Annotated in this window: 12 protein-coding genes and 1 pseudogene; 5 read left to right on the top strand and 8 right to left on the bottom strand. The window is 35.3% G+C overall.

Annotated elements, in window-relative coordinates:
• Positions 1 to 74: 74 nt before the first annotated feature.
• A complete protein-coding gene (gene potE, locus BTO22_RS11615) occupies positions 75 to 1,400 on the bottom strand; it encodes a putrescine-ornithine antiporter (protein ID WP_105055672.1) in 1,326 nt (441 codons plus the stop codon).
• 53 nt (positions 1,401 to 1,453) lie between these two features.
• Complete coding sequence (speF, locus tag BTO22_RS11610; protein ID WP_105055671.1) at positions 1,454 to 3,646, bottom strand: ornithine decarboxylase SpeF; 2,193 nt, start codon at positions 3,644 to 3,646, stop codon at positions 1,454 to 1,456.
• A 394-nt stretch (positions 3,647 to 4,040) separates the two neighbouring features.
• On the opposite strand from speF, the gene BTO22_RS11605 reads away from it, so the two are divergent.
• The 4 genes from BTO22_RS11605 (at position 4,041) to BTO22_RS11595 (ending at position 6,265) form a co-directional block, all read left to right on the top strand.
• Positions 4,041 to 4,514, top strand: coding sequence for a hypothetical protein (locus BTO22_RS11605; RefSeq protein WP_105055670.1), 474 nt, complete (start codon positions 4,041 to 4,043; stop codon positions 4,512 to 4,514).
• 499 nt (positions 4,515 to 5,013) lie between these two features.
• Positions 5,014 to 5,169 carry a DUF5993 family protein gene (locus BTO22_RS20080; protein ID WP_219843872.1) on the top strand — a complete coding sequence of 52 codons (156 nt, stop codon included), beginning with the start codon at positions 5,014 to 5,016 and terminating at the stop codon, positions 5,167 to 5,169.
• An 8-nt stretch (positions 5,170 to 5,177) separates the two neighbouring features.
• Positions 5,178 to 5,726, top strand: coding sequence for a disulfide bond formation protein B (locus tag BTO22_RS11600; protein ID WP_105055669.1), 549 nt, complete (start codon positions 5,178 to 5,180; stop codon positions 5,724 to 5,726).
• Between the two features lie 119 nt (positions 5,727 to 5,845).
• Positions 5,846 to 6,265, top strand: coding sequence for a transposase domain-containing protein (locus BTO22_RS11595; protein ID WP_258132569.1), 420 nt, complete (start codon positions 5,846 to 5,848; stop codon positions 6,263 to 6,265).
• A 20-nt stretch (positions 6,266 to 6,285) separates the two neighbouring features.
• On the opposite strand, the gene BTO22_RS11590 is transcribed toward BTO22_RS11595, so the two are convergent.
• The 5 genes from BTO22_RS11590 to BTO22_RS11570 are packed head-to-tail and all read right to left on the bottom strand — an operon-like array spanning position 6,286 to position 10,522.
• Positions 6,286 to 6,717, bottom strand: coding sequence for an NUDIX domain-containing protein (locus BTO22_RS11590; protein WP_105055668.1), 432 nt, complete (start codon positions 6,715 to 6,717; stop codon positions 6,286 to 6,288).
• Entirely contained in the window at positions 6,714 to 8,024 is a 1,311-nt protein-coding gene (locus tag BTO22_RS11585; protein WP_105055667.1) for an adenylosuccinate synthetase, read from the bottom strand. Before BTO22_RS11585 ends, BTO22_RS11590 begins: the two co-directional genes overlap by 4 nt.
• Positions 8,006 to 8,686, bottom strand: a complete 681-nt coding sequence (locus BTO22_RS11580; RefSeq protein WP_105055666.1) for an HAD family hydrolase — start codon at positions 8,684 to 8,686, stop codon at positions 8,006 to 8,008. The genes BTO22_RS11585 and BTO22_RS11580 overlap by 19 nt, the downstream gene beginning before the upstream one ends.
• 44 nt (positions 8,687 to 8,730) lie before the next feature.
• Entirely contained in the window at positions 8,731 to 9,765 is a 1,035-nt protein-coding gene (locus tag BTO22_RS11575; RefSeq protein WP_105055665.1) for a hypothetical protein, read from the bottom strand.
• On the bottom strand, positions 9,755 to 10,522 hold the full coding sequence (locus tag BTO22_RS11570) for a 1-(5-phosphoribosyl)-5-[(5-phosphoribosylamino)methylideneamino] imidazole-4-carboxamide isomerase (RefSeq protein WP_105055664.1): 768 nt from the start codon (positions 10,520 to 10,522) through the stop codon (positions 9,755 to 9,757). Before BTO22_RS11570 ends, BTO22_RS11575 begins: the two co-directional genes overlap by 11 nt.
• A 483-nt stretch (positions 10,523 to 11,005) precedes the next feature.
• Here BTO22_RS11570 and BTO22_RS11565 point away from each other — a divergent pair.
• Positions 11,006 to 11,785, top strand: a pseudogene (locus BTO22_RS11565) (ISAs1 family transposase).
• A gap of 209 nt (positions 11,786 to 11,994) precedes the next feature.
• Here the strand turns inward: BTO22_RS11565 and BTO22_RS11560 are convergent.
• A complete protein-coding gene (locus BTO22_RS11560; RefSeq protein WP_105055663.1) occupies positions 11,995 to 14,274 on the bottom strand; it encodes a hypothetical protein in 2,280 nt (759 codons plus the stop codon).
• Positions 14,275 to 14,863: the final 589 nt, after the last annotated feature.

The raw sequence follows: 14,863 nt of genomic DNA, 5'->3' as shown, positions 1-14,863 counted from the left end.
TAGTTATAAATAACATAATCAAAAACCCCATTTCAACCACTGTCGAAATAGGGGTTTTATTGATTATTCACTTTTTATCTAGCTTCTTCTGTTTCTACATCTTCATGCTTGTATGCGATAAAACCATACATAGTCCAACCAAAGAAGGTAACAATAGAACCCCACATCATCGCATCATAACCAGAACCAGAACCATACAGTGCATAGAAACTGTATACCGCAGCAATGACCGCAATAAAGTTTGTTTTACTCATCTCTTTTTTATCTACATGAGCAAACTTTTGCATAATGAAGATAGCAGCCATACATAGAATATAAGGCACTACGTTAGTCACTACCGCTAAATTGACTAGCGATTCAAATTGTTCATTCAATGTAGGACTAATCGTCATTAGCGATAATACCGTTTGAATAACCGTAATAATGATCATCCCTTTTACTGGTGTTCCTCGTTGATCAATTTCAGAAAATACCTTTGGAAAGAAGCCTTCATCAGCCGAACTTTTAAACACAGAGGCGATAGTAAACTGCCAACCTAATAAAGACCCTGTACATGCGATTACAGCTAAACCGGCCACTGCTTTACCGGCCCAAGAGCCAAGCATTACTTGCCATACTAAACTGAATGGCGCGGTTGACGCAGCTAAAGCACCATTCTCAACAATACCCGCACAAATGTTAGTAGAGATAATATAAACCACAGCCGCAATTAACGTACCTCCAAGTACCGCGATAGGTACGTTTTTCTCTGGGTTTTCAACTGAATCACTGTTAGCACAGGCTGATTCTAACCCAAGGAATGCCCATAATGTCATGGCAATTGAAGCGCTAACCGCCTCACCAAATGGTAAGCTATGTGGATTCCAAGAGTTAACGTACATCTCAGGGCTAAACCAGAACCAACCAATAATCCCTAAACTACATACAGGTAAAATCACCCCCCACACTGTAAACGTACCAATCTGACCAGTCACTTTTGCACCGCCAAAGTTAGCAGCGGTACATAACCATAAAACACCAATTGTAGCGATACAAGTTTGAATTGGCGTTAGCGAAACTTCAAAAAAAGCTTGGGCGTAACCAACTGAAGTAATGGCAATGGCAATATTCGCTATTAGTAAAGATAGACCATAAGTCCACCCTGCCATGAAAGCACCAGAATCACCAAAGGCATAAGAAGCATAACCATTCATACCACCAGGACGTTTACTAAATCGACCACACTTAGCAAATACATAAGCTAAACTCATAGAACCAATAGCAGTCACAAGCCATGAAATAATCGAAATCGAGCCTACTTGTGCCAATTTACTTGGCAACATAATAATACCGGATCCGGCCATATTAATGAAAGTTAGGACAGTAAGTTGCACTACGCCCATTTTTGATTTTTGTGTCATAAATTCACCACTGAAGTGGCGCGGGAGGAGGCTCCTACCGCGCTCATTAGTTATTAATTTGATTCGTTAAGGACATAACAAAATGCGGTTGTTAGGCCATTTACTTCTTCTAAATAAACACCTTGAATTTCAGGAGCGAATCCTGGGAACTGGTTAATCCCCTCTTCTAACGCTAAGAAGTATTGAGTGACTTCTGGAGTCCATGCCTCTCCAGGGATCACACATAAAACACCTGGAGGGTAAGGAAGAGCACCTTCTGCTGCTATACGGCCCGTCGCTTCTTTTAACTCAACATATTCACAGTCTCCACGGAAATACTGAGTATTCGCTTGTTGAGGAACCACTTTCATCTCTGGGAAGTGGGCTTCTCGGAACATACAACGTTGTAACTCTTTCACGTTTAGCTCTCGATACATATTGTGCATTTCAAGGCACAATTGTTGAATCGTATATCCTCTATAACGCTCTTTATTAGCTTCATATACGGTTGGCAATACCACTTGTAATGGCGCATCGTCTTTAACAAATTGTTCAAAACGATTAATTTGTGCCACTAACTGATGCATTTTTGCCATATCTTCTGCTGGTGTCAGTAAGAACAGAATTGAGTTCAAATCGCATTTTTCAGGGACAATCCCATTTTCACGTAAGAAGTTAGCCAATAAGGTTGCAGGGATACCAAAATCAGCATAACCACCATGTTCATTAATACCGGCCGTTGTTAGCAATAACTTACAAGGGTCAACAAAGTATTGTTCATTTCCATAACCTTCAAACTTATGCCACGTATCTTCTGGATTAAATAAGAAGAATTTTTTCTCATTAGCAATGAGTTCGGTATCGTATTCTTGCCATAATTGCCCATCTACTTTTTCAGGAATGAACGGAATAATGTATTCGCAACTGTTCAATAACTCTTTACGGGTATCGATACCGATTTTCACACATTCATGCCATAGCTTGCGACCAGAGGCACCATCATGGATCTTTGCGTTCACATCTAATGCTGAGAACAACGCATAAAATGGACTGGTTGATGCGTGCATCATAAAGGCATTATTGAAACGTTTATGATTACAGTAACGAGCTTGTCCTTTTATATGGCTGTCTTTTTTATGAATTTGGGACGTTTGAGAGAAACCCGCCTGTTGTTTATGAACAGATTGAGTAACAAGTACCCCTGCATCTTCTGGTTTCAAATCCAATAACAACGGTGAACAGTCTTTCATCATAGGAATAAATTGCTCATACCCTACCCACGCAGAGTCGAACAAAATGTAATCACATAGATGACCAATTTTATCCATAACAAAACGAGCGTTATAAATAGTACCGTCGTATGTACCTAACTGAATAATCGCCATTCTGAATGGACGCTCAGCTTTTGCTCTCTCTGGATCTGTCTTTGCAATGAGATCGCGAATATAACTTTCATCAAAACAATGCTCATCAATACCACCAATAAAGCCATAAGGATTACGAGCGGTTTCTAAATAGACAGGAATTGCACCCGCTTGAAATAATGCACCGTGGTGATTTGATTTATGATTATTTCTATCAAATAACACTAAATCCCCGGGGGTTAAAATAGCGTTACAAGCCACCTTGTTCGATGCCGATGTTCCGTTAAGAACAAAATAGGTTTTATCTGCATTAAACACTTTTGCTGCATGTTTTTGTGCAGCACACGCGTGTCCCTCGTGAATCAATAAATCACCTAACGCGACATCCGCATTACATAAATCACTTCGGAATAAGTTTTCACCAAAGAAATCATAAAACTGCTTACCTGCTGGATGTTTTTTAAAGAACTGACCACCTTGATGCCCCGGACAATCAAACGCCGCATTCCCTTGATCAACATATCGAGTAATTTTTTCAAAAAACGGAGGTAATACTTTTGATTCGTATTTATGCGCCGCTTCGTTAATTTGACGGCAATAATACGAGATAGATTGTTGAGTTAAGTCAATCACACTGGTTACTTTCGCATAATCACAAGAACACAATTGGCGTGTTCCATTACCACAAATAACAAACACTGGAATGCCATAACACGTTTCTTCAATTTGCTTATGTACGTTTCCCGACACATCCTCAATTGACAAAATCACTGCGCTAACATCTGTTAGCGCCACTGTATCAATAGGTCTTAATTCTCGATTAAACGTTTCAACTAACATATCAGCGAGAGGCATGAAGTAATCACCAAGATTATTACTTATCGCAATGCTTAAATTTTTCATAATTAATTTCTTCTGTTTGAATGACGGGGAGAAAATTAAAATATTTAAAATACTAAAAACAACATAGAGAGTAATTTGTTGATCTAACTCACACTAATTACATTAATAAAAAAGACAATCATAAATGTCCAATCAGATTACTTTCATTATTAATTAAAAAGTGTTGATCGCGAACGCATATTAATAATGAACACTATTGCTCATGTTATTAAAACTAACCAGAATTAACAAAAAATACACTTATGGCATCCTGTAAATATACGGTTGCATCTTTTTAATCTGTAATTTATATTCTTAAAAAAGCCACATGATAAATGGCTAAAGATTAAAAATAAATTATATTTAAATATATTACTTTAATTAAAGTTAATTTAAATATTATAGGGATATGACTATGTATAATATTAATACCCATTATAAATTCATTGCTGCTCGATTTTTACTTGAATTGAATACTGCATATCTTTCAAAACTATTTGGAGTACCGTTATCAAAAATAAATAGGATGGAGGCTAATACTTGTAACATACCAGCGTTCTACTCATACGCCCTTAACAACTTGATTTCACAAGAGGAAAATTCAAAAGGTATATATAAATCATTAGAAAATGATGATCTAGAAAGTTTTTGTCGAAAAATAGACAAAGCATCAAAAATAAACAGATTAAGTTGTTCTAAATGTCATTCAAGAAAGCTTCATGTTATGAAAATAAAAGAAGGAATATATTTTATCGAATGTATGAAATGTAAAAAAACAATGTATTCAAGTAAAGATTCAGCCGTAAGATATTACTCCTGGCAAAATAGAGGAATTTATTTATCTCATTATTTATATACAAAAAAACAAACACCAATTGATTTAAAATAGAGCTGAATTATAAATAAAGACTATAAAAAGCAAGAAACAAAATACTAAAACATAAAAATTACATTCCATTTTTGGTAATTAAAATAATTTTACCTTTCTGAATTTAATATTGTTAATTTAATCCTATCATTATTTATTTCACTTAGACTTTACCAGAGTTAATGATTACTATTTTATTTATTAAAACGTTAATCATTGACTCCTCACTGAATGTGACGCTCTCCTTTTATTTATCCTTGTTATGGTATCATCTTTTATTTATCTATCACTAAGAAATAAACACTTAACTCTTAGAAAAAAGCTCTCCTTTTCCCTTAACATCTCTTAAACTAGTTCTCGAAAAGTAGATCAGTCTGAACATTACATTTAATTATATGAATTTATATCATTTTCAGCCTATATTTAAGATCTCGAAAGTAAAACTAAAGTCAGGTACTCATAAATCCAATATAGGATTTAGGGTAATCAATTAAACCTTAACTAAAGGAAGTGTTAACTTATGATGAGTTTAATCTTCTTGCTTCTACTCGTTGCGATGCTCTGCGCGTTTAGTGGCAAAAAAAGTCTCAGTTACGTTTTATTTACCGCCTCTGTCATTATTGGCTTGTATTGGTTTCATCATCACGCGACAGATCCTCTGTCTATCTTACTGTAGGTGAACATATGAATAGTAAAAACGTAACCTTACTTAATATTTTGGGACTGCTTGGTATTACGTTTGTATTACTGATGGGTTCTGTACTTCAAGTTGCTTGGAATGAACTGCCTTGTCCGCTTTGTCTTTTACAGCGTATTGGCTTTGTTATGGTGATGTTTGGTTTCATGCTAAACATTATTTATGGTACACAGCAGCGACACTACGGTGTAATCCTAATTGGTGCATTATTCGGCGCAGCAACTGCACTACGCCAAGTATCTTTACACGTCATACCTGGAACTCCAGGTTTTGGTAGCCCAATCCTAGGTATGCATTATTACACATGGGCGTTTGTAATCTTTATGATGACAATTGTTGGTGTAGCCGTCTTACTTATGCTTTGGAATAAAGAATGGTCATCTGAAGTCTATCAAATGGGTACATTTGGTAAATTTGCTTGTATCTTGGCGATTGTAGCAGTGTTAATCAATGTGCTCTCTACGTTCATTGAATGCGGTCCATATCAATGTCCAGACAACCCTGTAAGCTACTGGTTATTGGATATGTTTAGCTAATCTTAGTAACTAGCAAACAATAAAACGGCACTAATTAGCTAATGCCGACCGTTTAGCTACTTGAACGATCCTCCATAGGCCTCATAATCGGTCGTAACGTAAGTTACGGCCGATTTTTTATGTCTGAATTTTCAAAAGAGTTACAAGTGACCGCAGAGTTTTGCCACGAACGTCCAATCGATGTGTTCAGTAAACATATTCCTTTGGAGTGGGTTGAAGAGGCGATTCAACAAACGGAACGAACATCGCTCCGAAAACGCCGACTACCCGCAGATCAAGCTGTTTGGCTAGTTCTAGGGATTGGGCTCCAGCGTAATCGCTCTATTCAAGATGTCTGTGACAAGTTGGAGTTGGCATTCCCTGATGTGGATGGCAAATTCACGCCTATGGCAACAAGCAGTATTATCAAGAGAAAAGAACGTCTCGGTGATAAACCTATGCGCTACTTATTTAAAACTACAGCGCAACAGTGGGAGCAACAGTCAGACTTTGATGAAGTTTGCGGTTTGAAGCTGCTTAATACAGTTTATTATTTGTAACTATCTTCTATAATCATTGTTTATGTTCTTGAAAGTTCGTTTAATATTAAGGGAGCTCGAAAAGTCAGTTTGGGGTCTAGCGCAAGTGGAATTAGCCAACGTAGATTCCAAATGATATTTTCAGGAAGTTGATTTACTTGAAAAATAGAAACAACTTCTTTTTCAATGGTTTGAACGGTGTAAACTTGGTTGCTTATCATAAAGAAAAAGGATACTTCATATTCATTTTGACAAGTAATGATGGTATATAACGTCCATTCATCAGGGTGTGTTTTTACTCCTGTTTCCTCTTCAAATTCACGAACCATTGCCTCTGATGTTGTCTCGTTACACTCTACTTCCCCCCCGATACCGTTATATAGCCCTTTTTGCCATGTCGGTTTTATTTTTTTAATTAATGCGACATGTTTAATATTTTGAGAAAACATTAACCCAGTAACATACGAAATCATACCATTGTCTCCATTATAATTTTTACTTGTGCTTTAAATTCCCCAAAATTAATTCTAAGCGTTTTATTTCTATCTGGTCCATAAGATATATACCGTATATCTGCACTTATTTTCGATTGGATAAACGAAAGGTACTTTATTAAATTAAATGGTAAATCATCTATGCAATAATAAGTGCCATAAAGTTCAGGCCAGCTATCAAACTGTTCATAAATAGGCTCAACATGGTCGAAGTGTAATAAAGCTTCATTTATACATACTTCTAACCCGTTAAGGCGATATCCGACACATATCTTCAAGTTTTGTATGTTAGATAGTACATCTACATTTGTTATACTTACTTCATTAACACCATTTAATTCAATTGCATGCTCAATAAGCGCTAAATCGAGCCATGCACACCTTCTAGGACGATTAGAAACAGTGCCAAACTCATTCCCTCTTTCTCTAATATAGAGAGCTTGCTCATCATTTATCTCTGTTGGCAATGGTCCATTACCAACTCTAATCATGTAAGACTTCATTACTCCTAATACATTAAGTTTTTCAGCTGGAACCCCCATTGATGTAAAACAGCTCTGAATTAATGTTTGATAAGCGACTGTGTATGGATAAGTGCCAAAGCTGTTATCAAGAAAAGTGGCTTGGGAAGACTCTAATAATACATCAGTACCATTATCTAGAAGTTTTTTGATAAGGTCATTAGTAAAACAAAAATAAGGTTGAAGCCGTTTTCCCAATAGAGATAAACGATTTAATTCCTGATAGAAACAAAGTGTTAATTCCCCACCAAAAACATTGGAAATCTGTTTGTCTTTTATTTCCCAAAGAGTTTGTAATTTATCTTTTAGTGTTTCCTCATCAATAAGGTCTATTAGTCGTATACCAACACGATTCGATTTATCTTCAAAACAAGCACCGACACCAACACCAACAGATCCTATTTTTTTTTCTCCCTTATATACTTCTGAGGCTTTATTTAGTTGAACATGAATCGGCATGACAATATGGCATCGAGGGTCAATATAAATTTTACTATTTGGGCATACTGAATGAATAAAATCGATCTCTTGGATCATTCTTTCCATACTGATTAAAGCTCCTTGGCAAATATATAAAGATTTACCATCAGTAACTGTGGCTGGTATTTGTGAAAATGCAGCATGATCCCCATTAACGATAACAGTATGACCAGCATTTGCTCCACCATTAAACCTCACTATATGTTGGTAGTCACAGGCTAAAAAATCGACAAATTTCCCTTTTCCTTCATCTCCAAATTGAAGTCCTACAACGGCTTTAAGCATAAATTTCTCTCTTTTATTATATTATCAGCAAGATAAACTGCTTCTTTCAATGTCTTAGCTACAGGGCTCCCTGTATTGACCAAACGTTCATAACTATAGGTACCTCCAGAATAAAGAATTGCAGGAATTCCTAATGAATATGCAGAGTTGGCATCATCTTCTGTGTCACCTATCACTACAATTTCCTCTCTCGTTACAGAGTGTTTACTCAATAAATTATGAACATGTTGCTCCAAATGTTTATGTTTTCCTTCTTTTGACAAAGGATCGATTCTTCCGTGAACATCTAAGAATAAATGGGAAATTTTAAAATTGTTTAGCATACGAACTAAAAGATTATGTTCCATTAATGAGCATATTGATTGATGTTTTCTGCTTTTAAGTAACTCCATTCCTTCATCAGCGAGTAAAGCATTAAGAATTTCTAGTTTATATATATTATTGAATATTTGACCAATTTTTCTCCACTCCTCGCTGGTTGGAGTTCTACCTAACACGTTATAGTAAAAATCATGAACAGGTACGCTATAATTTGAACGATACTCATCAGGTGTAAGAGGTAAGCAACCAATACCAATTAATGCCTGATTTGTAGCAGAAAGAGAAACATGGAAATCATTCAAAAGCGTACCGTTCCAGTCCCAAATAATGTGAGCTTTCATATAAGTCCTTTAGAATCGAATTTTTTAATATGTACTGATTACCTTCACCTAATCCAAGCATTTTTAAATTGTTCTAGATCCGGAGTCACTTCTCCTAAATCGGCTAATAAACTTAGAATAATTTGTGAGTATTCAACCCATTCCTTAACACTTGTTTGGTGCATTGTTATGTGTTCATTTTTGGTGACAAGTTGATTTAATAAATGATGATGCCTAACACTCAAGGGGGTTAAATAATCTAAAGAACCCGTATCAAAAACAACATCTTGATGCCTATACCCTTTGACCCTTAATAATTTTTCCCAGTGAAGTTCTATTGCTGCAATTTTGGCATTAATCTGATAATTATTTTTTAACATTTGTTGTGCCAACGTCAAAGTCTTACCGGTGCCACAGTTATCATCTAAGATAAGCACGGATGTATTACTATTAATCTCTGCCCCCCATAAATTTTCACTGTTAAAGCTCGCATCGTCATAACAAGACAGTTTCACATAATTGAGTTGAGAATGATGATAAGCAGAATAAATCGAAGCACTTACTGCACCGCCAAATAATACACCTACACATACACTTGATGCTGGCATTTGCATTACAGACAGTAATGATAAAAGGTGATTATCACCTTCTAGATACGTCCTTGTTTTTTTTAGTCCAAGATACTTAGGGAAATCCATAGAATAATCAGACAGAGAAGACAGCCTTTTCCCTATGAAAAAATTAACAATTAAAACGGATAATTCTTTTATTTTATCAATATAATAATTGATTAATTTAACTTCATTGAAAGATGCTAAAATATCCAATAAACGAACCATTCCATTTAATGCGTGATCAAGTAATATGTACTTATAAGGTAGGCAATTTGTAGTATTGTATTCATTGTGATATTTTTTCACATCCATAACTAAGTCATTGCATATTAATTCAGAATAGTATCGTTTTCCTCTTGATAATAAAAAACCATCCATTATCTTTATATTTAAATGACGTTCTAAAAAACCGTCATCAGCGATTATTAAGTTTTTAGGAAACCTTACATCACCTAAAATACCAACATCTGATAATCTAATGTGCATAATTTAATACTTTAGCTTCATTAATAAATTGACAAAGTGGAAGCTTCTTAGTATGAATTACTTGCCCTAGAATTGCCCCCTCAACCCCAATAGCTTGTAAATTTTTAATATCACTTAGATTTGATATACCACCTCCAGAAACAATGGATTTATTAGTCATTTTTAGTACTTTATTAAGTAACTCTATATTGGGGTGATTCATCATCCCTCCTCTATTTATATCGGTAACTACATAGCGAGTACATCCGCATTGTTCAAGCCATTCAATAGTAGAACACAAACTACCTTGTAATTTATTCCAGCCTTGAGTCGTTAGTTGATAGTCAAAACCGACTAGTTTAGCATCTAATGCGATAGCTACTTTATCCCCATATTCTTTTAAAATTAACTCACATAGCTTTGGTTTATCAAAGACCATTGAGCTAATGTTTACTCTTGTACATCCTGCACTTATATACTTATCTAATTGTTCAATTGTTCTAATTCCGCCACATATTTGTGTTTTCATTTTAATATTTTTGCTCTCAATAATACTGACAATAATATCACTGTTATCTTTTTTACCTGATGCGGCATCAAGATCTACTATATGGACCCAATCAGCGCCTAAATTTTGATAAGCAAAAGCTATATCTATAGGGCTTCCTATCTCTTTTATTCTATTCCCTTTTTTTTGTGTTATTTCTATTGCTGATTTAGACGTTAATGCTTTTCCTGAAACTATGTCTAACGATGGATATAATTCAAAGGTGCTCATTAATTTTCCTCATCTAAATAATTTTTATATTACTTGACCTCTATTTTTATACTTAGAATATAAATGACAAAAAACCATACTTACCTAGTTTATCATCAGTTAGTATATTTATATTAAAGGAAGCAGTATCAATAACATTAATAAGCATCACATCCTAAAAAAATCAGATACACAGATATTTAAAGTATGAATACTAGAAATGTTATTAGGGAATTTCAAACACTTTATTTAATTAGTAGGTAATGTATATCATATATATATACTTTTTAGCTATAGACTATATCTATAATTATTGTGAGACATTTGCTATATTAGTAATAAATGCAAGTTTGATTTTATATCTTCCTCAGTATATGTAATAAACATTTTCTTAAGCTATGCAATGGCCAGGGTGAGATCGTGAACGTTTTTTAGTCAATTTAAAGATCGATTTGACGATCACATTTAGCTGTGATCATATACTCCCTTTTTAGGGAGAGCATCATGCATATTGACCATTTTAAAAAGCATTTTCACACGGTCACTGACCAACGCCAAAGTGCGAAAACTACTTATTGCCTGTTTGAGGTTCTATTTGGCTCTTTATGCTCGGTAATCGCTGAAGCTAAAGGGTGGTTCGATATTCGTGAATACATCCTTGGCCATCATGACTGGTTTAAACGCAATGGATTGTTTTAAATGAAATTACGGCAATACCTGAACTAATAAAGATGCTCGACATAAAGGGAGCATTGATAACTATCGATGCAATGGCATGTCAAACCAAGATAGCAAAAGTCATTACTGACAAGGGCGGAGACTACTTACTTGCAGTAAAAAGCAATCAAGGAAAGCTTCGTAAAGCAGTAGAAAAAGCATTTTCAAAAGAACGAGCAAACCTAGCAGATACTGTTGTTTTTAAAGAAAGTCATGGACGCATCGAATCACGTCAATGTTATGTAGTAGGGAGTAAAAAACTTGAGGGTGACTTCAGTCGTTGGGCTAGCCTAAAAAGCATAGTAATGGTTGAAAATTTTCGTTTTGAGGAAGGAAAGAAACTAGATTTAGAGTACCGTTAAACTGAGTGCAGAGCAGGCTGCTAATGCGGTTAGAGAGCATTGGGGTATTGAATTTATGCATTGGGTACTTGATGTTAGTCTGAATATGCTTCGAGAAGAGCCAACTAAACTTAGTATTGTCGGAAAGCAGAAACGCTGCATGATGAATACTTCTATGTTAGAGGCAGTATTGAACGCTGGTTTTAATAGTATGGCTAAAATCTAAACACTCATGCGGTCGCCCTGATGCAATGGCACGACGAGATGTTGAGATATTATTACTGCTATATAAAAATAGAGTTACGCTTAATTTTCTAGGAATTTAAAATAAAGTGTGATCGCGCCCTGAAAAGGGCGCAAAACTTAAGACTCACTTACTTTATTATTAATCCATAGCTACTTTTACTCGTTAAGATAATAAAATAGTTAACCTGTTTATTTCGTTGTAATATGACTTTCCCAGTCACGATAATAGCTTGAACGGAATATATAAAAAGGGGAGTAATAACTAGTACTTGTTGCTCCATATACATATGCCCACTCTTTACTTATCGGATCCTGAACTTCATCAAACCCTGCCCCAGACCAACTTTCATAAAAATGTCTAGAAAACTGATGACGGAACTGTGAAAGAAAATTGTTGTCAGGAGTGCGTGATGGTTCCCACTCACTATTAAAGTAAGATCGTAAGTTATGACTAGGTATATTTTTTACACCAAATTCTGTCGTTGAGCTAAAAGATGAGTCTCCTGTTAGAATCGGACCCGCTATATTTATAGGTGGTATGTTTAAACCTCTCTCTTCTCGGTAGCGTTCATAATATTCAACAATCTCTAAAAAAGGATTCTCGGGAGAAAACAAACTCTCTGCCATCTTGACAGCATCTTCATAAAATGGGCCAGGGGCCGTCGCAATACTGAAGTTCAAAAAAGAAAAGACCAAATGGGGATGGATATATGAAGTCCCAACTCTTACTGACTCAGAGAGAGCCCAGTGTTCAAATATTGACTCTTTAATGCTCTCTGTTCGCCGATAAGTTTCCCGCTCAAAATCGCTCCCTTCCTCTCCTACTTTTTGAATAAGAAAGAAAAAAGCCGCCGTCGTTTGTTCAAGAATACGTTCTTCATTTAAAAAAATATCATAACTAATAGGAGAAAAAAGAGAAAAAGCACCATGTCGGTTATAAGTATTCGATTGTGCATTGGCATATTGAATTAAGCGTTGCAGCACGCTCCACTTGTCATCCTCATGAAGTAAAAAAAAGGGAAGGCCTCTTTCTACATTACTCTCTTTCATTAATTCTTCGAATACATTTAATATACTGTGAGAGAGAAGATTGACCGCTTCTCGGTATTTTTCAAGTTCAAATGATAGTGATTTTTCAGTGTTAATAAAATTATAAACCGAATGATTAATAACATCAGAAGTAGCCGCACTATTACCTTCTATTTTTGCGCTAAGTTTACTTAACTGTGCTTGTTGTTTTCCGGCTAGATTCGCTAAAAAAAGCTGATTGGTTACAATACCTCCAGTACCAACAAAAGGTTCAGCCAAAAGAGCGGGGAAGGTACTTTCAGATAAAATAGGCGTAGTCACACTTAAATGATTAATTTCACCGATAAGAGGCCCAATATTAACATCTGCAAAATTGATAGAAACAGAAGTAAATTGACTCGAACTTCCAGCCCCAAAAATTGGCCAATCCCCATCGCCATAAAGAGCATGCGCCTCTTCAATTAGATAGACTAAATTAAGCCATCGTATACTTGGGTTACTTAAGCGATCGTTTAATCGATAGATAGCTTCTGTACGCAATTTTGCCGTTTCAACATAATACTCAACCATTGCCGTATTTAAATTTATCGCTCGGTTACTTGCTTGTATTAAATCATCATTATCAGATGAACCTGAGATGTTAACTCGACTCTCCTTTGGATCAACAGCGTCAACAATTGCGGTTACCGTTGACATAACATCACCTAATGCGCCTAATGAAGCAGTAATCCCTTTTAGCATTTTCATACTTTTCATTAACGACTTTAATCGTAATGTATTTTTTTCCCCTCTTGCTGCTACAGACAATGATTTCTGTAATTGAGCATGTTGTTTTTTAATATCCTTAAGCTCTTCAAAAGCAGAGGTTAGTTCACTCTTTACATTTAAAGATTCTGACTTCCAACTGTGAAGTAAAGGCATAGTATTTTGTTCTATTCGTTGAAGTTTAAACAGTTTTTTTCCTGTAATCTTCGCCTCTTCAGCGCTAACTTTAGCCCTTTTAAATTTATCTTCAGCCGCCCTAAGTCGATCAAGCATTTCTGATGCACTAGCTCGTTGGTTCTCAGGAAGAAAAGAAAGAGCCTGTTTGTATTCTTGATAAACATCCGAATTTAATTGCTCTAGGATAAGTAGAGAGCCTTCACTTGTGTCTTTTAATGCCCCTACCATAGAGTTTGTCGTTTTAAAACTGGTTGCTGCCGCTTTAAATGCTGAGCTTTGGGCTGGTTTAGAGACTGCATTTTGAGCCACTCTTTCCACCTGAACAAATTCATCACTTAAATCAAGTTTATTCCCAAAATCGACGAGAAAGTCATTCATATCTATATTACGAGAATATAAATATGACTGATAATTCTCTATTGAATAATGATAGCTACTCAAATTACCAAATACTGGTAAGGCTATAAAAAATAAACTCATTACTAATTTTAGTCTCATTTCACTTACCTAAACTTAAAGCCCGCACATAATATACGATTAGATATGTGACAATTTAATGACCTAAATAAATGCATGATATGTTTAACGGGTTTAGTAAATCAGCTCTCTGCCAATACACGGCAAGCGTTACCTCTTTTCCATTTAATTAAATATAACCATTAACTCTAATGTAAAAATCAGACCTAAACTAATTGTAATATGACTCTCCCTAAATCGAAGCGCGTATTGGTAATTGGAAAAATCAAGAAAAAGGTTAATAATAACTAATGCCAGTCAGTTAAGCGAACATCAATAAAAACAAGGGCTTCAGACGAATTTATTACAATCATTCTGGAGCCCTTGTTGTATCTATCTTTCACTCTCTTAACGGGTACTTTGCCATATCTATTAGACATTGAATAAATAGTGCATAATTACTCAATAAAGTGACTAACTGATCGGCATTAGTTAATAATAACTGCCTTAATAAATCTAGTAAATACATAATACTGCGCCAAAGATGCCTTATTTTACAGGTAGATATATGAAGCATCTTGACATAAACTCCTAAAGTTTTATAACAGATAATTTTTATTTATTAAGTGTA

Origin of the sequence: Aliivibrio sifiae (assembly GCF_002954705.1) — a bacterium.
GTDB lineage: Bacteria > Pseudomonadota > Gammaproteobacteria > Enterobacterales > Vibrionaceae > Aliivibrio > Aliivibrio sifiae_A.
The sequence above is the reverse complement of the archived record's forward strand: the minus strand, read 5'-3'. Positions and strand labels throughout refer to the sequence as shown.